Below are 21,882 nucleotides of genomic sequence, written 5' to 3' on the forward strand. Positions count from 1 at the left end.
GTCTTTGCAGGTCAAGGGCGGTGCAATCGGGTGAACGGGACTGTCCGTGAACGTCGGTCGGCGGTATTCCGTGCTGAGTTCGAGGGCGCTCTCACGGGGCGCTCCCGGAGATCTTCACACCCGTGCTCACATCCGCGCGAGGCGTTCGAGGACGGTCTCCAGCACGGGTTGTGGCAGCGCGTAGTTCAGGCGCAGCGAGCCGTGGCCACCGGGGCCGGACGCGGGGCCGGGCGCGGGTCCGGCCCCGGTGCCGGATCCGGCGCCGAACTCGGTGCCGTCGGAGGCTTCCAGCGCGCAGCGGTCGAGGAGCGCCTGGCGGGCGGTGGCCGGGGGGAGCCCCAGCGCGGCGGCGTCGAGCCAGAGCAGGTAGGACGCCTGCGGCGCGGAGCGGACGGCGGGACCGAGACGGTCGGTCAGGCGCTCGCGGGCGGCGGCGAGATGGGCGAGCAGGGCGTCCAGCCAGGGGCCGCCCTCGCTGAGCGCGGCGTGCTGGACGGCCTGTTCGACGAGGCCGCCCTCCCAGAAACCGAAGCCCGCCATGGTGTCGAGCAGCCGGGTGCGCAGGGCGGGATCGGGTACGAGCGCGAAGCTGCTCGGGAGACCGGAGGCGTTGAAGGTCTTGCCGACGGAGTTGAGCGTGACGGTTCGGGCGCGGAGCGGCTCGTCGACGGTGGCGACGGCGACGGGGTGGGTGTGGCCGGGGTGGGTGAGGTCGCCGTGCACCTCGTCGGAGACCAGCAGCGCGCCCGCCTCGGCCGCCTCCTCGGCGAGGGCGCGGATGTCCTCGGCGGGCCAGACGCGACCGGACGGGTTGTGCGGGCTGCTGAGCAGCACCACGGAGGTGGGGCGGGGAAGCAGGCCGGACGGGAGGCGGTAGCCGTCCTGCGGGCGGAGGGAGAGCGGCAGTGCGCGGTGCGGCAGGCCGGCCGCGCGGCAGACCTGGGCGAAGCCGCCCCACTCCGGGGCGGGGAAGGCGACGGGCGCCTGCGGGCGTACGGCCTCCAGCAGCAGCCGGATCGCGGTGCGCGGGCCGAACGGCAGGAGCAGCACCCAGTCCGGGTCGACCGCGACGCCGTGCCGCGTCCGGTACCAGCGCGCCACCAGCTCCCGCCCGGCCGGGTCGCACACCGTGTACCCGTACGCCCCGTGCCGGGCCCGGCGGGTGAGCGCTTCGGCGACGGCGGGCGGGCCCGGCAGGTCCATGTCGGCGAGGCCCATGGCGATCACCCCCGGCGCGGCCGCCCGCGCCCACTTGCTGCTCCCGGTCCCGGACCGGTCGAAGGGCCGCCCGAAGCCGAAGTCGGGCGCCGGGGCGGGCGCGGGCGTGGGAGCGGCGGAGGGGGTGGGCGAGGGGGTGGGCGAGGGTGTGGGGCCGGGGGTGCTGGGCGGGGTGCTCGGGCTGCGGCTCACGGCGGGCCTCCGGGGCGTCGGGCGTGCGCCGCCACGCTAACCCCGGCGGGGTCGGCCCGTCCCACGCTTCGGGCGCGGCGGGCGGGGTGCGGGCAGTGGGCCGTATCCTCCGGGCGGCCTGCGAACGGCAGGCGCACGGGGGAGAGGCGGGCGGCGGATGGCGATGACGGCGCAGGAGACGGCCACCGAACAGGGCGACGAGGTCACGCTGTTCGTGGCCCGGCGGGTCGAGTCGGGCTACGAGGAGGCGTTCGAGGCGTGGGCGAAGAACATCCTCGCCGCCGCCTGCGCCCACGAGGGCAACCTCGTCACCGGGCTGCTGCGCCCGGCCGGGCCGGGCGAACCCTGGCACCTGCTGCTGCACTTCCGCGACGCCGGGGCCTTTCGCGCCTGGCAGGCCTCCCCGGCCCGGGCGGCCTGCTTCGAGAAGGCGGACGGCCACCACCACGAGGTGCACCGGCACGAGATCCTCGGCATGGAGGGCTGGTTCGCCACGACGCCCGGCGCCGCGCAGCGCCGCCCGCCGGTGCGCTGGCGGATGGCGGTCGCCTCGACGATCGCCATCGCCCCGCTCGTCGTGGCGTCCGCGGTGCTGATCGCCCCCTATCTCGCGGGCCTGCCGGTACCGGTCCGTCCGCTGGTCACCGCGCCGCTCATCAGCGGGCTGATGACGTACGCGGCGCTGCCGCTGGTGACGCGGTGGCTGCGGAGGTGGCTGTTCCCGGCGGACAAGTGACTGCTGACAGGTGACAGAAAACAGATGACAGAAAACAGATGACAGAAAACAGATGACAGATTTCAGCGAACAGATTTTGAAATCTGTTCGCTGAAATCTGTTCGTCGCAACCCGTTCGCCCGAGCCCGGCGGCCCTCACCCGCCCGCCGTCGCCAGGTACCGCGCCAGGCCGCGCCGCCCCCGCCGCATCATCACCGCGTGGTTCGCCCGGAACAGCGGGTGCAGCGTCAGGGCGAGCCGGCGCAGCAGGGGTTTGCCCGGGCGGGTGTCCTCCTCGAAGAGCACGCGGCAGCGGTCCGCGCCCTCCGGTGTGACGGTGAACCGGGACCACCCGGCGAGGTCGCCCCGCATGGCGACCTCCAGCACCCCCGCCACCGGGTCGCGGCGGCGCGCCTCCAGCCCGATCAGCAGCGTGTACGGCAGCAGCGCGCGCACCACCACCGCCCCCTCCTCCTCGCCCGTCTGCCGCACCTCCCGGATCTCCGGCCACCACAGCGGGTAGCTCTGCACGTCCTCCAGCGCCGCGAACACCTTCCGTGCGGGCGCGGCGAGTTGCCACGTGCCCCGGAAGCGGTAGTGGTTGGGGTCCACGGCCCCAGCTTAGTCCGGTCGGGTCAGGGTGAACGCGGTGTTGACCAGGGCGACGTGGCTGAATGCCTGTGGGGTGTTGCCGAGTTGGCGTCCGGCGTGCGGGTCCCACTGCTCCGAGAGCAGGCCCAGGTCGTTGGCGAGCCCGACCAGGCGTCCGAACAGTCCGCGCGCCTCGTCCGCCCGTCCGGTGGCGGCGAGCGCGTCGGCGAGCCAGAACGAGCAGGCGAGGAAGGCGCCTTCGCCCCCGGCCAGCCCGTCCCCCGAAAGACCGTACCCGGCCGGCCCGTCCCCGGAGGGCTCGCCGCCGTCCGGCCCGTCGCCGGACCATCCGGCCCGGTACCGCCGGACCAGTCCGCCGTGGTCGAGCCCGTCGCGGACGGCGTCGACGGTGCGCACGACCCGGGGGTCGTCCGGCGGCAGGAACCCGCTCTTGACGACGAACAGGGTGGCCGCGTCCAGCCCTTGCCCCCCGTAGTGCTGGACGAAGACGCCGCGCCGCCGGTCGTAGCCGTGGGCGCACACGTCGGCGTGGACGGCGTCGCGCATCGCCCGCCATCGCTCGGTCGGCGCGGGCAGCCCGGTGGCCTCGGCGAGCCGGACGGCGCGGTCGGCGGCGACCCAGCACATCACCTTGGAGTGCACGAAGTGCCGCCGCCCGTCCCGCACTTCCCACAGTCCCTCGTCGGGTTCGCGCCAGTGCTGTTCCAGGTACGCCATGAGCGAGCGGAGCAGCGTCCAGACGTGCCGCTCCATCGGCAGGCCGGCCAGCAGCGCGAGGTGCAGGGTGTCCACCACCTCGCCGTAGACGTCGAGTTGGAGCTGTCCGACGGCGGCGTTGCCGAACCGCACCGGCTGCGAGCCCTCGTAGCCGGGCAGCCAGTCGGCGGTGGTCTCGCCGAGGACGCGTTCGCCGGCGACCCCGTAGACGGCCTGGAGGTCGCCCGGGTCCCCGGCGATGGCGCGCAGCAGCCAGCGGCGCCATGCGACGGCCTCTTCGCGGAAGCCGCTGCGCAGGAGGGCGGAGAGCGTCATGGAGGAGTCGCGCAGCCAGCAGAAGCGGTAGTCCCAGTTGCGAGCCCCGCCGATCCGCTCGGGCAGCGAGGCCGTGGGTGCGGCGACGATCCCGCCGGTGGGCGCGTACGCGAGCGCCTTGAGGGTGATCAGCGAGCGCAGGACGGCGGCCCGCCACTCGCCCTGGTAACGGCACCCGGCCGCCCAGTGCTGCCAGCGGGAGACGGTGTCGAGCAGCGCCCGGTCGGGATCGGTGCGCGGGGCGGTGGCCAGGTGGGAGGGCTGCCAGGTGAGGACGAACGGGACGCGTTGCCCGGCGGCGACGGTGAAATCGGAGGTGGTGACCCCGTCGAGGCCGTAGGTGTGCACGCCGTCGGGCACCCGCAGCCAGGCGGAGTCGGGCCCGGCGACGGCGACCCGGTGGTGCCCGGTGCGCCGCACCCAGGGGGCGACGCGGCCGTAGTTGAAGCGCGGCCGCAGCGCGCCGCGCATCGGGACGCTGCCTGTGAGGCCGTCGACGACGCGGATCAGCTGAGGGGCACGCCGCCCGTGCGGGCCGCGCTGAGGCATGAAGTCGGTGACCCGGACCCGCCCGGCGGCGGTGTGCCACTCGCTCTCCAGGACGAGGCTGTCGCCCCGGTAGCGGCGGGTGCGGCAGGCGCCGGCGCCCGCGGGGGCGAGCTGCCAGGCGCCGTGGAAGGGGGCGCCGAGCAGTCCGGCGAAGCAACTGGGGGAGTCGAAGCGGGGCAGGCACAGCCAGTCGACCGAACCGTCCCGGCCGACCAGGGCGGCGGTCTGCAGGTCGCCGATGAGGGCGTAGTCCTCGATGCGTCCGGCCATCACCTCCATTCTCGGCTCCGTGCCCGGACGGCGCCCCCGCCGCCCGCCCCGCTGGTCGGCACCCCCACTCGGCGCCCCGCCGGTCGGCGCGGGAGACGGCGCGGGAAGCGGACACTCCGCTTGCACCCGTTCGGGGTGCGGGGGAGGATCTTCTGTGCTTGTAGTCTCATCTGTCACAGCAGTGCCCTGTGGTCGCTGCTGCCCCGGAATCGGAGTGAAGGAGTCACAGGCATGCGGCGACCGAGCTGGGTACCGGAGGGCACGGACCTGGACAAACCGAACGCCGCACGGGTCTACGACTACTACCTCGGGGGATCGCACAACTTCGAGGTGGACCGGGAGATGGCCCGCAAGGCGCTCGCCCTGTGGCCGGAGCTGCCCCAGATCATGCGCTCCAACCGCGCCTTCCTGCGCCGCGCCGTGACCCTGCTCGCCGAGCGCGGCATCACCCGCTTCCTGGACATCGGCTCCGGCATCCCGACCTTCGGCGCCGTGCACGAGATCGCCCGCGCGATCCGCCCCGAGGCGCAGGTGGTGTACGTCGACCGCGACCCGGTGGCCGTCGCGCACAGCCGGCTGCTGCTGGCGGACGACCCGCAGTGCGCCGTCGTCCAGGCCGACCTGCGCGACACGGACCTGCTGGCCCGCCCGGAGGTGGCCGACCTGCTGGCGGCCGGCGAGCCGGTGGGCGTCCTGCTGGTGGCCGTCGCGCACTTCGTCAGCGACGACGAGGACCCGTGGAAGCTGATCGCCACGATCCGCGACGCGCTCCCGCCCGGCAGCGCGCTGGTCCTCTCGCACGCCTCCTCGGAGGGCCGCCCCGACCAGGCGGAGGACCACCAGAACCTGTACCGGATGACGCCGACCCCCCTGACCATGCGCACCCGCGCACAGGTCACCGCGATGTTCGAGGGCTTCGAGCTCGTGGAGCCGGGCGTGGTCTACCTGCCGCAGTGGCGGCCGGACCAGCCGGAGTCGGTCGGCGAACACCCCGAGCGGATGAGCGGGGTGGCGGGCGTGGGGTTCCGTCCTTGAACGGACCCAGCGGGCTCAGTGGGCTCAGCGGACGCATCGGACGGACCCAGCCCATCGGACGCACCGGGCGCGTCGGACGCACCCGGCCCGTCGGACGCACCGGGCCCAGCGGACGCGTCGGACGAGGCGGGCGACCGGCCGGCAGAGGCGCAACCGCGACCGCCGGGGCGGCGGCCGCATGAGCAGGACCCCGGCCCCCGGCAGCGCGGAGCGCTTCCACGAGGAGTGGGCCCGGCTGCTCTCCGGCGACCACGGCGCCGTCGTCCACCCCGGCCTGCTCGGCCGCCTGGTGGCCCGCACCGCCGCGCTGCTGCACCGCGCCCAGCAGGACGAGCCGTTCGAGCCGCACCTGGCCGCCCAGGCCGGCGCGGAGCTGGTCGACGCGCACTTCACCGACCCGGTCGTGCTCGCCCGCGCGGTGGAGCTGCTGCACGCCCAGCCGGTCGGCGACGACCGCGGCCCCGCCCTGACCGGTGCCTTCGCCGCGGGCTGGGCGGCCGCCCTGCGCGAGCGCACCCTGCGCGAGCAGGAGGCGATCCGGGCCGCCGCCGACGTCGCCCGCAAGGAGGCCGAGCGGGCGCTGCGCGCCTCCGAGGCCCGCTTCCGCGCCCTGTTCGAGAGCGCCGCGATCGGCATCGGCATCGGCGACACGGACGGCAACATCCTGGCCGTGAACAAGGCTCTGCAGGACCTGTTCGGCGCCGGGCCCGAGGACATGATCGGCCGCCGGGTCGGAGACCTCGTCCACCCCGAGGACACCCCCGGCGTGTGGGAGGCGTACGAGGACCTGATCAGCGGCAAGCGGGACTACTTCCAGTTCGACAAGCCGTACTACCGGCAGGACAGCGAGGTCATCTGGACCCACCTCACCGTCTCGCTGATCCGCGACGACGACGGCCGGCCGCAGTACCAGGTCGCGATGCTGGAGGACGTCACCGACCGTTACCGCCTCCAGGAGCGGCTGCGCCACCAGGCCACCCACGACCCGCTCACCGGACTGCCCAACCGGGCGGCCTTCTTCGAGCGGCTGGAGAAGCTGTTCGAGGAGCCGGAGCCCGGCGCCCGCTTCGGCCTGTGCTACGTCGACCTCGACGGCTTCAAGATCGTCAACGACAGCCTCGGCCACGACACCGGCGACCAGCTGCTCTCCGCCGTCGCCGCCCGCCTGAAGGCCGCGCTCTCCCCGCTCGGCCACCTGGTCGCCCGGCTCGGCGGCGACGAGTTCGTGGTCCTGCTGGAGAAGTGCCGGGGCGAGCAGGAGGCCGTCGCCGCCGCGAAGACCGTCCTCAAGGCGCTGGCCGGGCCCGTGCTGATCGGCGATCACAAGCTCGCCGTGGGGGCGAGCGTCGGCGTGCTGGAGCGGCGCGTGTCCACGACCACCCCGGGCGCCGCCGTCCGGGCCGCCGACCTGACGCTCTACCGGGCCAAGGAGGCCGGCCGGGGGCGCTGGACGCTGTTCGACCCGAAGGAGAACGCCCGCGCGGTCAGCCGGTACGCGGTGTCGGTGCGGATGCCGGCCGCCCTCGACCGCGGCGAGTTCTTCATCGACTACCAGCCGCTCTACGCGCTCGGCGACGGCCGGCTCGCCGCCGTGGAGGCGCTGGTGCGCTGGCGCCACCCGCAGCTCGGCGTGCTCGGCCCGGACGAGTTCGTCACCACCGCCGAGGAGACCGGGCTGATCATGCCGCTCGGCCGCTGGGTGCTGGAGCAGGCCTGCGGCCAGGCGGCCGAGTGGATCAAGCGGTTCGGCGACGCCGCGCCCCAGCTCAACGTCAACCTGGCGGTGCGTCAGGCGCGCAGTGCGGCGCTGGTCACCGACCTCGGCCGGATCCTGGACGGCACCGGCCTGGACCCGGCCCGGCTCCAGCTGGAGATCACCGAGTCCACCGTGGTCGGGCCCGAGGACGAGGCGCTGCGCACCCTGCACGGCCTGGTGGACCTCGGGGTGTCGCTGGCGGTGGACGACTTCGGCACCGGCTGGTCCAACCTCGCCTACCTGCGCGACCTGCCGGTCTCCGGCCTGAAGATCGCCGGGTCCTTCGTGGGGGACCTGCACGACCCCGGCAAGGACGAGTCGACCGGGTGGCGCATCGTCAGCGGGCTGGTGTCGATGGCACACGCGCTCGGGCTGACCGTCACCGCCGAGGGCGTGGAGACCCGCAGGGACGCCGAGCGGCTGCGCACCATCGGCTGCGACTGGGCTCAGGGCTGGCACTTCGGGCGCCCGGTGCGGCCGGCCGAGATCGCCCGCCGGATCGCGGAGGAGCCGCAGGGCCGTCCGGTCGGGGAACGCTGACGTCCGAGACGGGTGACGATCGGGAGCGGTGACTCGGCGTCACCACGAGTCATGGGAAGTTACGCCGAAAATCGGACAAAAAGCCCTTGACGTCACCGTGCGTGCGGACGGACGATTAGTCATTGGCTCAGCCAGCGTCCCGCGGGACGCGGCGGCCCGGTTCGTCCCGACGGCGCCCTCGGCGCCGTGCGAGAGCCCGGAGCGGTGCGCACCCCACCTTCGGCCGCCCCAGGCGCTCTCGACAGTTCAGGCGGCCCCAGCGGGGCCACCTCCCCAGGCTGCGCGTGCGCGTATCCGTCCGCGCCCCGGGCCTGTTCGCCACATCTCCAAGGGCAGTGCCGCGCCGCTCCCCGGCGTCGCCGGCCGCCCCCCGCCTCCGTTCGTTCGAGAGGCCCTCCATGAGTACCACCGTGCCCCCCACCGTGCCCCCCACCGTCGTCCCGTACCCGTACGCAGGTCGGCCCCCCGGCATCCCGCCGGACCGGCACCCGCACCGGCGCGCCAGCGACCGGGTCCTCGACCACCGTCCGATGCGCCGGGCCGGCGACGTCGTCGCCACCACCCACACGGTCAGCCTCGTCGTCCCCGCCCAGAACGAGGCCCGCAACATCGCCTGGGTCTTCGAACAGATCCCGCGCTGCGTGGACGAGGTCATCCTGGTCGACGGCGCCTCCAGCGACGCCACCGTGCCGATGGCCAGGCAGTGCCTGCCGACCGTCCGCAGCGTCCAGCAGAGCGCCCCGGGCAAGGGCAACGCGCTGCGCACCGGGTTCGCCGCCGCCACCGGCGAGTACATCGTCATGATGGACGCCGACGGCTCCATGTGGCCCGGCGAGATCCCGCACTACCTGCACTTCCTCGACCACGGCTTCGACTTCGTCAAGGGCTCGCGCTGCATCGCCGGCGGCGGCTCGCTGGACTTCACCAGGATCCGCTCGCTCGGCAACCGCTTCCTGCTCGCCGTCGTCAACCGCCTCTACGAGGCGAGCCTCACCGACCTGTGCTACGGCTACTGTGCCTTCCGCCGCTCCTTCCTGGACGCCCTCGACCTGTGCTCCACCGGGTTCGAGATCGAGGCCGAGATGATCGCGCACGCGCTGCGTTCCGGACTGCGGATCGCCGAGGTGCCGAGCCTGGAACTCCCCCGCCGCAGCGGTCACTCGCACCTGCACGCCGTCTCCGACGGCCGCCGGGTGCTGAGGACCCTGATCGCCGAGCGTCCCGGCGCCCGGTCCCCGGCGGCCGCCTCCCTGGGGGAGCGCTGATGGAGGGCACCGACCGGCGCACCGAGGCCGCCTGCCCGCGCCCTGCCGCCCGCGACTCGCTCCACACCCCCGTCCGTGTCGTCGAGCCGGATCCGGACGAGCCGGGGGCCTCGCGCGCACCCGGCGGTCGCGGCGCCGTCGACCCGGCCGGCCGCGTGTCGGCGTTGGTGCGGCTGCACGGACACCTGCCCGGCCTGGCCACGGCCACCGGTACGGCGGGCGGCCTCGCCGCGCCGCACCGGGCGCTGGTCGACGCCTCCCTCCGGGAACCGCGCGTTCCCACCCCGTCCACCGCGACACCCGCGGCGCGTCCCGGTCGGGCCGGACGCGCCCGGGTGCCTGCGGGCCCGCGGACGGACGACACGGTCGGCGCCGACCGAGGTCACCGAGCCGACCGCACCGGCCGCAGGCCGATCCGAGACGCCGGGGCTCCGGCGGCGCCACCGCGGGCGGAGCCCCCGAGCGCGTCCCGGTCGGGGTCGCCGCGCCCCGGGTGCCCGCCCGCCCACCGGGCGGGTCCGCGCTGACGCGGACCCGCCCGAACCGGCCCGCCCGGTCCGAGTCCCGAGCCGGCAACGCCCAGAGGCACCGTGAGGAGGAACGATGCGCGGCACCAGGTGGCCCGAGGCCACGACGACGGGCGCCACGACGACAGATGCCACCACGGCAGGCGACGGCGCCCGGTCCGGGACCGCCCTCGGAGCGAGGACCGGCACGGCGCTGTGTCGACCCGGGCACGTGCTCGACCTCGACCTCGACCTCGACCTCGACCTCGACGTCGAACCCGACGTCGAACCCGACGTCGAACCCGACGTCGAACCCGACACCGAATCCGCGGCGGACCCCGGCCGGGCCCGCCTGCGGACACCCGACGGCACCGACGCCACCGAGGCCTCCGGCCGGGCCCTGGCCCTGGTCAGGCTGCACGGGCACCCGCTCGGCCTGGTCGGCGCGAGCGCCGAAGGCCCCGGTGCGCTGCTCCCGGCCCTCACCGAGGCCGCCCGCCGGGAACTCGCCGTCCCGATCGACCGCCACCTCGCGGCCGACCGGACGCCGCCCGCGAACGACCACGGCCCCCACCCTCCCCGAGCGTCCGCCCGCGTCCTCCATCCATGCCTCGCGGCCCGGGCGGACACCCTCCGCGACGCACCGCTGATCAGCGTGGTCGTGTGCACGCACGACCGCGCCGGGATGCTGCGGGACTGCCTGGACTCCGTCCTGCGCGTGGACTACCCGCGGTTCGAGGTCGTCGTGGTGGACAACGCGCCGCACAGCGAGGCCGCCGCCCGCCTGGTCCGCGAGCACTACCAGGGCCGGGTCCGCTACCTGCGCGAGCCGATCGCCGGCCTGGCCCGGGCACGCAACCGCGGACTGGCCGTCGCCGCGGGGCAGTTGATCGCCTACGTCGACGACGACATCGTCGTCGACCGGGCCTGGCTCGCCGCGATCGCGGAGGCCTTCGCCGGGTCCCGGCGTACCGGCTGCGTGACCGGGCTGATCCTGCCCGCCGAACTGGTCACCGACGCCCAGGCCGCCGTCGTCCGCCACGCGGACTTCGACAAGGGCTTCGCCCTCCGGCGGTGGTCCCTCGCGGCCCCGCCACCGGACCCCCTCTTCCCGTTCACCGCGGGGCGCTTCGGCTCCGGCGGCAACATGGCCATCCGGGCCGACCTGCTGCGCGCCCTCGGCGGGTTCGACCTGGCCACCGGCCCCGGCACGCCGGCCAGGGGCGGCGAGGACCTGCTCGCCTTCTTCCGGGTGCTGGCCGCCGGGCGCGAACTCGTCTACCAGCCCGGCGCCGTGGTCTGGCACCGCCACCGCCGCACCGAGGAGGCGCTCGCCGTCCAGGCCTTCGGGTACGGCAGCGGCCTCGGCGCCTACCTGACCGCCGCCGCCCTCCACGAACCGCGGCTCCTGCCCGCGCTGCTGCGCCGCCTCCCGCGCGGCATCGCCTTCGCCCTCGGCCGGGCCCGCGCCCGGCCGGCCGCGGACGAGGCCTGGTCGTGGCGGCTCTCCCGGCTGGAGCTCCAGGGCCTGCTGTACGGGCCGCTCGGCTACCTGGCCGCCGTGCACCGGGCCCACCGCGACAACCGGAAGGGCTGACGGGCACCATGACCGACGCCTCCCGCCGGACCGCCCGGAGCGCGGACACGCGCGCAGGCGCCGCCGCGCCGAGCCTGTCCGTGGTGGTCTGCGCCTACACCACGGACCGCTGGGACGACCTCTGCGCCTGCCTGGCCTCGGTCGCCCGCCAGCACCGGCCCGCCGACGAGGTCGTCCTGGTCGTGGACCACTGCCCCGAGCTCGCCGCCCGTGCGGCCGCGGGCTTCCCGTCGGTACGGGTCGTCACCAACAGCGAGTGCCGGGGCCTGTCCGGCGCGCGCAACAGCGGCGTGCGCGCGGCGCACGGCGAGATCGTGGCGTTCCTGGACGACGACGCCGCCGCCGAACCCGACTGGGCCGACCGCCTGCTGGCCGGCTACCGCGACCCGCGGGTGCTCGGCGTCGGCGGCCTGGTGCGGCCGTGGTGGGAGGCCGGGCGACCCGCCTGGTTCCCGCCGGAGTTCGACTGGGTGGTCGGCTGCTCCTACCGCGGTCTGCCCGAACGTCCGTCCCCGGTAAGGAACTTCATCGGCGCCAACATGTCCTTCCGGCGCTCCGAGGTGATCGCGGCCGGCGGCTTCCGGACCGGCCTCGGCCGCGTCGGCAAGCGCCCGCTGGGCTGCGAGGAGACCGAGCTGTGCCTGCGCCTGGCCGCCCGCCGCCCGCGCGGCCTGCTGCTGTACGAGCCGTCGGCGGCCGTGCGCCACCACGTGCCGGACACCAGGACGACCTGGCGGTACTTCCGGTCGCGCTGCTACTGCGAGGGCCTGTCCAAGGCCGCCGTGGCCGGCCGGGCGGGCGCGGGCCCGGCCCTGTCCAGCGAACGCCGCTACCTGCGCTCCACCCTGCCCCGGGCCGCCCTCCGGGAGGTGCGGGCGGGCGGCGGCCGCGGGCTGCGCACGCTCGGCGCCCTGCTCGGGGGCGTCTCGGCCGCGTCGCTCGGGTACGCGGTCGGCTCGCTGCGCCGGCGCGTCCGCCCGCACGGCGCCCGGCCCGCCCGCGGCGCCGCGCCGGGCGGGAGCCCGCCGTGAGCGCCGTCCCCGTGTTCCTGTACCACTCGGTCGCCGACGACCCGCCGTCCTGGATCGCGCCGTTCACCGTCTCCCCGCGGGCCTTCGCCGAGCAGCTCGACCGGATCGCCGACAGCGGTCTGACCGTGGTCCCGCTGCACCGGCTGGTCGCGGCCCTGCACGGCGGTCCCCGGCTGCCCCCGCGCGCGGCCGTGCTGACCTTCGACGACGGCTTCGAGGACTTCTTCTGGACGGTGGCCCCGCAGCTCGCCGACCGCGGCCTGCCGGCCGCCCTGTTCGTCACCACCGGGGCCGTCCACCCGCCCGGCGGCGCGCCGGAGGGCAGTCTGCTGCCGCCGGCGCCGATGCTGTCGTGGCGTCAGATCGCCGACCTGGACGTCCTGGGCGGGGTCGAGATCGGCGGGCACAGCCGCACCCACGCCCAGCTGGACACCCTGTCGTGGAGTGCGTTGGACGCCGAGATCGGTTACTGCAAACGGCAGTTGGAGGAGGTGCTCGGCCACGAGGTGGAGTCCTTCGCCTACCCGCACGGCTACTCCAGCGCCGTGGTGCGCCGCCGGCTTCGCGAGTACGGGTGGACCTCCGGGTGCGCGGTGCGCGAGGCGTTCAGCTCGGGCGCGGACGATCTGCTGCGGATCGCCCGGCTGACCGTCCGGGCCGACACGGCGCCCGAGGTGTTCCACCGCTGGACCCTCGGGCAGGGCGCGCGGGTGGCGCCGTACCCCGAGTCCGTCCGCACCAGGGCGTGGCGCGGCTACCGCCGGCTGCGGGCCGGGCTCGGGCGCCCGGTCGGCGGTCCGGCCGGGGCGTAGGGGAGCCGGCCGGGGCGGGCGGCGGGCTCAGTGCTGCCAGACCCGCACCCACTCCACCTGCATCTGTGCCGAGTCGACCGAGGCCGGCGGCTGGTCGGGGACGCCGACGGCGAGGCTGAGCAGGACCTCCATGGCCACGTCCGGGATGTTCGCCCTGTCGGTCATCCAGTACCGGGCCTGGCCGTCGACCAGCCAGGTGAGGGAGTCGGCCTCCCAGTCGAGCGCGAAGACGTGGTACCCGGCCGGGAAGTCCAGCGGCCCGTAGTGGCCCGCCGAGGACTGGTCCGTGCCCTTCGGGCCCGCCCAGTGCACGGACATCTGGACGTTCCGCGAGGTCCCCAGGAACTCCGCCACGTCGATCTCGGGCGGGGTGACGCGGGTGACCGGCGACAGCCAGAACGCGGGGTAGACGCCCTGCTCGGCGGGGATGCGGACGGCCGCCGCGACGTAGCCCCGGGTGAACGTGAAGCGCGGGGTGCCGTTCCAGCTGTCGCGCCCGGTGGAGACCATGCCCGAGGTCCACGGGTACGTCCGGCCGTCGGACCCCGGGGTGCTGGCGCGCTCGGCCCGAAGGGTGAGCGCGCCGCCACCGACGGACACCTGGCCGGGCTGGTACCACTCGGACTCGCGGTTGCCCGCGTTGGTGCACCCGTTGTTGTTCCAGTCGTAACAGGTCGCCCAGCGCGACGAGTCGAGCGCAGAGCCGCCGAACTCCTCCTTGAAGACGAGGTGCCAGGACCCGGGGGCGTCCGGCCGGGGGGCCTGTCCGGCGGAGCAGCCGGCGGTGGCGGCCAGCAGGACGAACAGCCCGGCGCCGGCCGCCCGGCCCACCCGGCCCGCCCACGGCGCGCGGCCGGGCCGCCGACCGGCGCGGGGCCGGTGCGCGATCCTCGGACGGAGCCTCATGTCGGTGGCCTCCCTTCGGCCGGCCGGTCCGCGGCGGGCGCCGCCCGCCTGCGGTGCCGGACGGCGGCCGGCACCAGGACCATCAGCGAGGTGATCAGGGCGACCGCGCCGACCGCCCGCGCGGTGCTGATGGACCGGGTGAAGAAGAAGACCTCGGCGACGGCCGTGTCGATCGCGATGCTGAACGCGACGGTGAGGACGGCGGCTTCGAGCGGGTCCCGACGGTGCCCGGCGCGCGCCGGGTGGGTCAGGCGCAGGGCCGCCGCGCCGGGGCAGAGCAGCAGGAAGGAGGCCGCGACGACGGCGCGCAGCGGCAGCAGGGCCGGGGGCAGGGTCGTGGCGGCGAGGGCCACCCAGCCGGACACCGCGAGGACGGCCTCGGCGGGTGGCAGGGCCGCCGGAAGACGGGTGAGGGCGCGGACCGGGAGGCGGGTCACGGCTGGCCTCCGTGCTGTTGCTGCGACCGGGGCTGCTGCGGCTGCTGCTGCGGATGGGGCTGGATCTCGGGCGCGTTGTGGTCGACCAGCTCGTACACGACGGCGTCGGAGTTGCGGAACACGGGGGAGAACAGGTGCGAGCCGTCCACCGCCGCCTCCAGCCGGGGCACGGTGTCCGCGGGCAGCACGCCCGTGATGTAGCACTCGGCGGTCTGGGCGCGGTTGAGGACGAGGTACACCGGGCCGGGCGGGGCGGCCAGTGACACGGCCTGGTCCAGGCCCGCGAGCGGGTCCCTCACCAGGAGCTTGCGGTTCTCCAGCTGGTTCCAGGCGATGACCACCCGGTCGTGCTGGTCGTAGTCCTTGTCGATGTCCGGGACGTTGTTGGTGACCGTCACGACGAGCGAGCCGGCCGGCGCCGTCCGGTACAGGAACTCGGTCGCCGCGACCTCGCGGGAGGTGAAGGACTCCATCATCTCCTTGCCGTAGTAGCCGAACACCAGGCCGCCGAGGAAGGCCAGCAGGAGCGCGAACGAGGCGACGGCCCGCAGCCGCACCCGCCACCGCCACCGCGCGGGCGCTCCGGTGCGCAGCACCAGCGCGGAGACCAGCATCGCGGCGGCGGGCAGGGCGAACAGGTAGGCGCGGAAGATCATCTCGCCGCCGTAGCTGTTGAGCGCCGGCATCGGCATCGGGGCGATCAGCAGGTACGGCAGCGCCGTCCGGCGGGTCCAGGGCCGGCGCAGCAGCGCGACCGCGGCCAGCAGCACCACGGCCGCCGACAGCCCGCGGTCCACCCAGGCCAGGAGCACCTGGCCGGGGGCGGGGGAGCCGAGCCCGGTCAGCCACGTGGGGGCGTTGGCGTCCGGGGAGGCGACCACCGCGACGAAGCTGCGCAGGTTCGCCGAGATGTACGGGCGGGCCGCGGTGGCCAGCCAGACCGCCTGCAGGACGACGGCGCAGGCGAGGACGGGCAGCACGACGCGGCGGTTGCGGCGCGGGAGCGACAGCGCGGTCAGGAAGACGATCAGCATCAGCGGGGTGAGCTGGTGCGAGGTGACCAGGACCGCCACCAGCAGCAGCACCATCAGGAACCGGGTGGGCCGCCAGCCCTCGCGCACCGCCGCGGCGCCGGTCGCCCCGGCGGGCGGCGGGTCCGCCGGCGCGCCGGGCGGCCGCACCGGCGCCAGCTGTTTGAGGACCATCGCGAGCACGGTGACGAAGAGCAGGAACCCGAAGGTCTGCGGCGCGAAGTAGTCCTGCCCGATCCACATGCACGAGAAGAAGATCCACACGGCCCCCCAGACCAGCCGCCAGTCCCGGGTGATCGTGCGGTAGAGCAGGATCAGCGGGCCGATCAGCAGCACGTCGGCCACCGGCGTGGCCCAGTGGGCGTAGCCCATCGCCGACGGCAGCCCGGTGGCGCGCAGGACCAGGCCGTTGACGGCGAAGAAGCCCGGCCACTGGTTGTAGATGTCCAGCCAGCCCGGCCGCGGCACCGGGCCGCCGTGCCGCAGGAAGGCGTCGACCACTTCGACGTGCTTCCACGCCCACGAGTACCGGACGTCGGGGTGGAGCAGGCTCGGGGTGGCGTGCACGATCGCGATGAGCCCGACCACGTACGCCGCCGACCACGCGTGGCTGAGCCGGGGGCCGCGCAGCTGGACGGCGAAGCCCAGGGTCAGCAGGCCGAGCGCGACCCAGAACAGCACCGGCAGCACCTCGATCAGCCCGAGGTCGTCCATCCGTTCCAGGCGCACGTGGCGCAGCGACACCAGCCAGAGCACCATGGCCACCGGGAGGGCGCCGCGCGTGACGAGCGCGCGGACGGACGGCCGCCGCGGTCCGGCGCCGGCCCCCGCCGACGGCGGGCGGTCGGTGCGGACGCCGCGGGGCGCGGGCGCCGCGGGCCTGGTCATCCCGGCCACCTGGCCGTCGCGGCCGTCGCGCCGGTCTCCTCCAGGGCCGCGCCGGCTTCCTTCAGCACGGGGACGACGTTGGCGCCGACCCACCAGTGGCTGCGCCCGTAGCGCGTCGACTTCTCCACGTTCGAGGCCACGTGGCAGAGCCAGGCCAGGAGGGGGAGTCCGATGCCGCCGGGGGGATCGTCGAACCCGGCGGCGCGCAGCAGCCGGAGGTCGGCGGGCGGGAGGGAGCCCGTGCGGACGGCGTCGGTGATCAGGGCGCCCCAGGGGCGGCCGGACAGCTGGGTGCGCAGCGCGATGACGAAGGTGTACGCGTCGACCTCGGCCGGGCCGTCGGGCCGCGCGCCGCCCCAGTCGAGCACGCCGGTGACCCGGGTGCCGTCCTCGCCGAGCAGGACGTTGCCGGGGGCGAAGTCCCCGTGGAACCACGCGACGCGGGTCGGCCGGCCGGTCAGTTCCCGGTGCAGCAGCTCGACGAGGGCGTCCAGGTGCTCGGCCCCTGGGCCCGTGCGGCACCAGGCGATCCGTGCGGACAGCAGGGCGCGGCGCGGCTCCACCCAGTCGTCGAACCGGTCCGCGAGGTGCTCGGTGCGCCCGGTGGCCCGGTGCAGTTCGGCCAGGGCGCCCAGCGCGGCGGCCGCCACCCGGGGGGCGTGTTCGGGGAAGCGGGCGAGGTGCTCGTCGGCGGTGACGCCCGGCAGCCAGTCCTGGGTGACCAGTGGCAGCGGCCCGTCGAGGCGGCGGGTCACCGGGCGGGGCAGGAGCCGGCGCCACTGGCCCAGCCGGGGGTCGGCGTCGAGCCGGCGCAGTACCTCCCACTCGCGGGCCAGGGTGGCGACGGCCGGGGCGCTCCGGGGGTGCTTGACGGCCAGCGGCGGCGGGGCGGCGCCGTCCAGGCGGAACACGAGCACGTCGGAGCGGCCCTGGGAGCTGCGGTGGGCGATGGCGCCGCGGGCGGGCTCGATCCGGCGGGTGAGCCGCCGGGTGGTCAGGCCGTCGACGGGCCGGTAGAGCAGGGCCGGGCGGCGGATCGGCAGCAGGCCGGCCACGGCGAGCCAGGCGGCGGCCGGCCCGGCGGCCGCGGGGGTTTCGGCCGGGGCCGTGTCGCGGGTGGGCAGCCACCAGGAGCGGCGCCAGAGCAGGGCCCCGGCCACCGCGCACTGCGCCACCAGCCAGGCCAGCCCGGCGCCCGCGACCCCCATGGGTGCCAGCAGCAGCACCGTCAGCCCGAGGGCCAGGGCGGCCTGTGTGCTCAGGACGGCCAGGACGACCCGCAGCCGCCGCCGCACCCGGCACGCCGCGACGGCGACGGCGACCACCAGGTTGGGCAGGGCCGAGAGCGCGAGCAGCCGTAGCGTCGTCGTTCCGGCGCGGGCGTAGTCGGGGCCGAACACGGACAGCACCCAGGGCGCGGCCACCGTCGCCGCCAGGGCCGCGGCCGCCAGCACGGCCCCGCTGTGGCGGAGCACCCGCCGGCAGTGGCGCAGCAGCTGTTCGGCGGCGTCGGGGGAGTCCCCCGGACTGGTCGCCTCGACGATCAGGGAGGCGCTCATGTTGATCGCGAACTGGTAGAGCGCGTAGGCCACCAGCCAGGCGATCGAGAAGTACGCGCCCGCAGCGGCCCCGAGCCGGCCCAGCACGATCAGCGGCGGCAGCGTGGTGGCGGCCAGCCAGCACAGGGAGCCGGTCCAGTCGGCCGCCAGGTAGGCGGGTGAGGGGGCCTCCCGCCGGGCGTCGGCGGGCGGGCCCGTGCCCTCGGCGGCCCGGCGGACGTGCCGCGGGACGGCGCGGCAGAAGACGAAGGTGTTGGTGAACAGCACGGAGAGGGCCAGCCCCGCGCCCCAGGAACCGAGGATCGCGGCCCGCGCGCCGGCCGCGGCGAACAGCACGAGCAGCAGCAGCTTCGCCGCGGCGAACAGGGTGTTCTCCAGGACCACCCAGTCCGCGCGGCGCAGTCCGGTCAGCACCCCGTCCTGGACGACGAACAGCGCGTACGCCGCGGTGGCGGCGGCGAACCCGGCCCCGACGGGCGGCGAGCGCAGGAAGCCCAGCCCGGGGGAGAGCTGCGGGACCAGCAGGACGAACCCGGCGCCGAGCAGCAGTCCGCAGCCCGCCGCCGCGAGGTAGGCCCGGCCCACCAGCCGTCCGGTCCGGCGGCCGGCCGGCGGGACGAAGCGGATCATGGTGTTGACCAGGTTGAGCTGCCCGACCCCGCCGAGGAACATCATCGCGGAGACGGCGGCGAAACCGGTGCCGACCGCGGCGGGCGTGAACAGGCGGGCGGCCAGCGCCCAGTAGCCGGCGCCGACCCCGGCGGTCACCAGTGAACTGGCCGTGAGCAGGTGCCCGTTGCGCAGCAGCGGGTCGGACCGGCGCGCGGCCGTCCGTCCGCCGGTCGTGGACGGGCGTCGGGTGGCGGCCGTGGGGGTTTCGGGCCGGGCTGCGGGGGGCTTCATCCGGGTCGCTCCCGGTCGGCCGGCCCGGTGCCGCCCGGGGGTGCGTCGGCGCGGGCGCGCGCGGTGGCCCGGGCGAGTGCGGCGATCCGGGGTGCGGCGCCGGCCCGTCCGGCCTCGGGCACGGCCAGCAGGGCCAGCAGCGCGCGGACTTCGGGGGTGTGTCCGGGTGTCCGGCAGTCCGGGCAGCCGCCCGGCCGGTGGCCGATCAGCCGGCCCACGATCTCGGCGAGCCCGGCCTGGTACGGGTGCCGGGCCGGCGGGACGCCCGCGGCGGCGACGGCGGGCGCCGCGTTCGCCGGGGCGGCGGCGCGCCGGGCCCAGGTGAGCAGCGGGAGGTCGGCGGCGGTGTCCCCGACGGCCAGCGCGGGGACGGCGCTCCCGTCGCCGAGCGCCGCCAGCAGGGTGCGCACGCCGCCGGCCTTGTCGACGCCGCGCGGGACGAAGTCCGACTGGGCGTCACCGGTCACGACGGTGAACCGGGTCCCGTACGGCGGCCGGCGCAGCAGCCCGGCGACCGTCCGGGCGGGCAGCGCGGTGCGCCGCGGACCGTCCCCCGCGCTCGCGCGGGGGGACCACCGGGCGTACGGGTCGACGAAGACGCCCGGCAGCGCCGCGAGTCGGCGCCGCAGGCCGGTGGCGTCCGTCCCGCTGACGGGGTGGACGGTCCCTGTCCTCGCGTCGAAGGCCACCGCGCCGTACTCGGCGACGCCGCCGGCCAGCCGGTAGGCCGCGCAGCGGTCCCGCACCTCGGGCAGGGAGCGGCCGGTGGCGAGCAGCACGCGGTAGCCGTGCGCGCGAAGGGCCCGCAGCGCGAGCACGCCCTGGGGCGAGGACGCGGGGAACCCGAGGACGTCCGACTCCAGCACTCCGTCGACGTCCAGGACGCACCAGGGGCCTTGGGGATCGGTGTCCAGATCGGCCAGGTACGCGTCGGCGAGGAAGCGCTGGACGGCCGCGGCCTGCGCCCGTCGCTCGTGGGCGCGGACGAGGGGTGCGCGGGCCGGGTCCGCCGTCCGGGCCAGCCGCGCCGCGTCCCAGTTGTGGACCAGCCGGAGCAGGCACCAGCGCGCCGGGTCGATCCGTCGGCCGGTCAACTGCTCGTAGGCGGAGAGGAGTTCGGCCTCGGCGGGATGGGAGTGCGCGGGGTCGCCGGGTGCTTCGGTGACCGCTCCCGCGAGGTCGAAGGCCGCGTCGTAGGTCGCCAGGTCGAGGTTGCTGAACGCGCCGTCGGCGAAGCCGGTCTTCACCCGGCCGCCGCTGCCGTCGGGGGTCCAGTGCTCGTCCCCGGTGCGGCCGTCGACGACGCAGGGCCGGGGCGCCGCCAGCAGGGAGCGGGCCAGCGGGTGCAGCAGCGCGGGGCGCAGGACGGGGTCGAGGCGGCCGCCGACGGGGGCCAGGATGCGCGCCGCGACCTCCCAGACCGGCTGGCGCCCGGCGAGCCCCAGGCTCCGGTCGGCGGGCACCGCGAGGAGCCGCTGGCGGGCCGCGACGTACCTGGCGACCTCGGCCGGGCGGGGGCGGCCGGTGCGGTCGGCGCCGGTGCCCGGCTCCGGACCTGGCTCCGGCTCTGGCCCGGGCCCGGGCCCGGGTTCGCCGGGCAGGCGGGTGCGCAGCAGGACGCCGTCCGCGAAGCCGTGGACCTCGGGCACCAGGCCGTCCAGCGCCCGGGCGACGGTCACCGCCTGCCGGCCGAGGTAGCCGACCCCAGCCCACTGGGCGACGAGGGGCAGGGCGTGCTCGCGGCCTTCGGCGTCCGGGACGTGCGCGGTCAGGGGGACGGAGATGTGCGACCAGCGGGAGAGCGGGCCCGCCGGGCCGATCTCGGGCGCGCGGGCGGCTGCCCGCGCCGCGCCCGGCAGGAGGTCGGGCAGCAGGTCGGCGAGCGCCGCCGCGCCCAGTCGGCGGTGGACCTCCCAATCCCCGCCGGGCAGCACGAGGCACGGGTACCGCCGCAGGACGTCGGGCACCGGTCCGTCGTCCTCGAAGGTCGCGAACAGGGGGACGACGGCATCGGCGGGGAAGCCCGCGTGTTCGGCGGCGGCGGCGACGGCGGCGAGCGATCCGCCGGTGGCCGGCGGATCGTCGAGGACCAGGACGGCTCCCGCACTCTCGCGGACGGCGCGGACGACCGCCGCCCGGCCGGGCAGCAGCGCCAGGCCGGGCCGGGTGGTGCCGACCGTCACCGACCGGTGGCCGAGCCGGCGCAGCGCCGCGCCGGCCAGGGGCGCCAGGTAGCTGCCCGACGTGCGCACTCCCAGGACCAGGAGTGGCCGGTGCCGGGTGCCGTGCGGCCCGGTGAAGCGGCGGGCCAGCTCGACGGTGTCCGCCGGGTGCTGGTCGAAGCTGCGGAAGCAGGACGGCGGGCGCAGGTACTCCGCGCCGAGCAGGGCCCCGGTGGCGGGCAGCGTGGTGAGCCGGGCGGCGGCCTCGTGGACGGCCCGGACGAGGTCCGCGTCCGGAGCGTGGCCGCGGCCGCCGCCGAGGCGCTCGGGCCCCGGGGTGTCGGCGAGGAGGTCGTCCACCACCCGTCCGGCGAGCAGGTCGCGCAGCGCGGCCATCCCGTCACCCCAGCGCCGCAGGCCGCGGCCGGGAGCGACCGACCGGAACGCCCCGGCGGACAGCCCGACGCCCAGGCGCGCGGCCCGGAGCGCCGAGCGCGCGGCGGGCCCGCGCGCTCCCGGGGCGAGGTGGTCCACCAGTCGCCGGGCGCCCCAGGAGGCGCCCTGGAGCCGGTCCTCGACGATCTGGCAGATCCCCGCGCTCAGCAGGAAGGCGTCGAGGAGGTGGGCCCCGGCGGGGTGGGACACGGCGGGGTGGGGGGTGGTGCGGCGGGACTCTTCGACGGCGGTGACCAGCCGGGCCGTCAGCTCGGTGACGTCCAGGTACAGATCGGCGGTGCGGGACGGCTCGCCGGAGCCGGAGCGCGGTGAGGACGGGCGGCTGGAACGTTCCGCCGTGGAGAGTGCCGCCGGGGCCTGCGCGTCACTCATCGTCGGGCTCCCGGAGTGGCTGGGATCCTCGTCTCCGG

At 76.2% G+C, this 21,882-nt stretch carries 15 protein-coding genes; 7 read left to right on the forward strand and 8 right to left on the reverse strand.

Annotation, left to right across the window (positions count from 1 at the left end):
- Positions 1-126: 126 nt before the first annotated feature.
- Positions 127-1,410: an aminotransferase class I/II-fold pyridoxal phosphate-dependent enzyme gene (locus AB0C76_RS01590; RefSeq protein WP_359957883.1), complete on the reverse strand. Its 1,284-nt coding sequence runs from the start codon at positions 1,408-1,410 to the stop codon at positions 127-129.
- A 157-nt stretch (positions 1,411-1,567) separates the two neighbouring features.
- Here AB0C76_RS01590 and AB0C76_RS01595 point away from each other — a divergent pair, with 157 nt between their 5' ends.
- Positions 1,568-2,146, forward strand: a complete 579-nt coding sequence (locus tag AB0C76_RS01595; protein ID WP_359957886.1) for an antibiotic biosynthesis monooxygenase — start codon at positions 1,568-1,570, stop codon at positions 2,144-2,146.
- 135 nt (positions 2,147-2,281) lie between these two features.
- On the opposite strand, the gene AB0C76_RS01600 is transcribed toward AB0C76_RS01595, so the two are convergent.
- Positions 2,282-2,737 carry an SRPBCC family protein gene (locus tag AB0C76_RS01600; protein WP_359957888.1) on the reverse strand — a complete coding sequence of 152 codons (456 nt, stop codon included), beginning with the start codon at positions 2,735-2,737 and terminating at the stop codon, positions 2,282-2,284.
- A gap of 9 nt (positions 2,738-2,746) precedes the next feature.
- On the reverse strand, positions 2,747-4,588 hold the full coding sequence (locus AB0C76_RS01605; RefSeq protein ID WP_359957891.1) for a glycoside hydrolase family 15 protein: 1,842 nt from the start codon (positions 4,586-4,588) through the stop codon (positions 2,747-2,749).
- 231 nt (positions 4,589-4,819) lie between these two features.
- On the opposite strand from AB0C76_RS01605, the gene AB0C76_RS01610 reads away from it, so the two are divergent.
- The 6 genes from AB0C76_RS01610 to AB0C76_RS01635 all read left to right on the forward strand — a co-directional run bounded on the left by AB0C76_RS01610 (position 4,820) and on the right by AB0C76_RS01635 (position 13,130).
- Positions 4,820-5,623, forward strand: coding sequence for an SAM-dependent methyltransferase (locus tag AB0C76_RS01610; protein ID WP_359957894.1), 804 nt, complete (start codon positions 4,820-4,822; stop codon positions 5,621-5,623).
- 178 nt (positions 5,624-5,801) lie between these two features.
- Complete coding sequence (locus AB0C76_RS01615; protein WP_359957897.1) at positions 5,802-7,919, forward strand: EAL domain-containing protein; 2,118 nt, start codon at positions 5,802-5,804, stop codon at positions 7,917-7,919.
- 398 nt (positions 7,920-8,317) lie between these two features.
- Positions 8,318-9,184: a glycosyltransferase family 2 protein gene (locus AB0C76_RS01620; RefSeq protein ID WP_359957900.1), complete on the forward strand. Its 867-nt coding sequence runs from the start codon at positions 8,318-8,320 to the stop codon at positions 9,182-9,184.
- A gap of 603 nt (positions 9,185-9,787) precedes the next feature.
- Entirely contained in the window at positions 9,788-11,287 is a 1,500-nt protein-coding gene (locus AB0C76_RS01625; RefSeq protein WP_359957903.1) for a glycosyltransferase, read from the forward strand.
- 8 nt (positions 11,288-11,295) lie between these two features.
- Positions 11,296-12,318 (forward strand): glycosyltransferase family 2 protein, encoded by a 1,023-nt coding sequence (locus tag AB0C76_RS01630; RefSeq protein ID WP_359957906.1) that lies wholly within the window; start codon positions 11,296-11,298, stop codon positions 12,316-12,318.
- On the forward strand, positions 12,315-13,130 hold the full coding sequence (locus AB0C76_RS01635; protein WP_359957909.1) for a polysaccharide deacetylase family protein: 816 nt from the start codon (positions 12,315-12,317) through the stop codon (positions 13,128-13,130). The genes AB0C76_RS01630 and AB0C76_RS01635 overlap by 4 nt, the downstream gene beginning before the upstream one ends.
- A 27-nt stretch (positions 13,131-13,157) precedes the next feature.
- Here AB0C76_RS01635 and AB0C76_RS01640 read toward each other — a convergent pair whose 3' ends face one another.
- From AB0C76_RS01640 to AB0C76_RS01660, 5 genes are read right to left on the reverse strand one after another with little or no spacing between them, the layout of a single operon-like run.
- Positions 13,158-14,036 carry a glycoside hydrolase family 16 protein gene (locus AB0C76_RS01640; protein WP_359957912.1) on the reverse strand — a complete coding sequence of 293 codons (879 nt, stop codon included), beginning with the start codon at positions 14,034-14,036 and terminating at the stop codon, positions 13,158-13,160.
- Entirely contained in the window at positions 14,033-14,473 is a 441-nt protein-coding gene (locus AB0C76_RS01645; RefSeq protein ID WP_359957914.1) for a hypothetical protein, read from the reverse strand. The genes AB0C76_RS01640 and AB0C76_RS01645 overlap by 4 nt, the downstream gene beginning before the upstream one ends.
- Positions 14,470-16,392, reverse strand: a complete 1,923-nt coding sequence (locus tag AB0C76_RS01650) for a glycosyltransferase (protein WP_359957917.1) — start codon at positions 16,390-16,392, stop codon at positions 14,470-14,472. The genes AB0C76_RS01645 and AB0C76_RS01650 overlap by 4 nt, the downstream gene beginning before the upstream one ends.
- Positions 16,389-18,854 carry an aminoglycoside phosphotransferase family protein gene (locus AB0C76_RS01655; RefSeq protein ID WP_359957920.1) on the reverse strand — a complete coding sequence of 822 codons (2,466 nt, stop codon included), beginning with the start codon at positions 18,852-18,854 and terminating at the stop codon, positions 16,389-16,391. Before AB0C76_RS01655 ends, AB0C76_RS01650 begins: the two co-directional genes overlap by 4 nt.
- Positions 18,851-21,844, reverse strand: coding sequence for a hypothetical protein (locus AB0C76_RS01660; RefSeq protein ID WP_359957923.1), 2,994 nt, complete (start codon positions 21,842-21,844; stop codon positions 18,851-18,853). Before AB0C76_RS01660 ends, AB0C76_RS01655 begins: the two co-directional genes overlap by 4 nt.
- Positions 21,845-21,882 lie beyond the last annotated feature (38 nt).

Source organism: Kitasatospora sp. NPDC048722 (genome assembly GCF_040650235.1).
Lineage (GTDB): Bacteria > Actinomycetota > Actinomycetes > Streptomycetales > Streptomycetaceae > Kitasatospora.

Bases quoted from the DNA above. Each gene is read 5' to 3' on its own strand.
- AB0C76_RS01595 (WP_359957886.1), top strand. From the start codon at position 1,568: ATGGCGATGACGGCGCAGGAGACGGCCACCGAACAGGGCGACGAGGTC.
- AB0C76_RS01605 (WP_359957891.1), bottom strand. From the start codon at position 4,588: ATGGCCGGACGCATCGAGGACTACGCCCTCATCGGCGACCTGCAGACC.
- AB0C76_RS01610 (WP_359957894.1), top strand. From the start codon at position 4,820: ATGCGGCGACCGAGCTGGGTACCGGAGGGCACGGACCTGGACAAACCG.
- AB0C76_RS01615 (WP_359957897.1), top strand. From the start codon at position 5,802: ATGAGCAGGACCCCGGCCCCCGGCAGCGCGGAGCGCTTCCACGAGGAG.
- AB0C76_RS01620 (WP_359957900.1), top strand. From the start codon at position 8,318: ATGAGTACCACCGTGCCCCCCACCGTGCCCCCCACCGTCGTCCCGTAC.
- AB0C76_RS01625 (WP_359957903.1), top strand. From the start codon at position 9,788: ATGCGCGGCACCAGGTGGCCCGAGGCCACGACGACGGGCGCCACGACG.
- AB0C76_RS01630 (WP_359957906.1), top strand. From the start codon at position 11,296: ATGACCGACGCCTCCCGCCGGACCGCCCGGAGCGCGGACACGCGCGCA.
- AB0C76_RS01640 (WP_359957912.1), bottom strand. From the start codon at position 14,036: ATGAGGCTCCGTCCGAGGATCGCGCACCGGCCCCGCGCCGGTCGGCGG.
- AB0C76_RS01650 (WP_359957917.1), bottom strand. From the start codon at position 16,392: ATGACCAGGCCCGCGGCGCCCGCGCCCCGCGGCGTCCGCACCGACCGC.
- AB0C76_RS01655 (WP_359957920.1), bottom strand. From the start codon at position 18,854: ATGAAGCCCCCCGCAGCCCGGCCCGAAACCCCCACGGCCGCCACCCGA.
- AB0C76_RS01660 (WP_359957923.1), bottom strand. From the start codon at position 21,844: ATGAGTGACGCGCAGGCCCCGGCGGCACTCTCCACGGCGGAACGTTCC.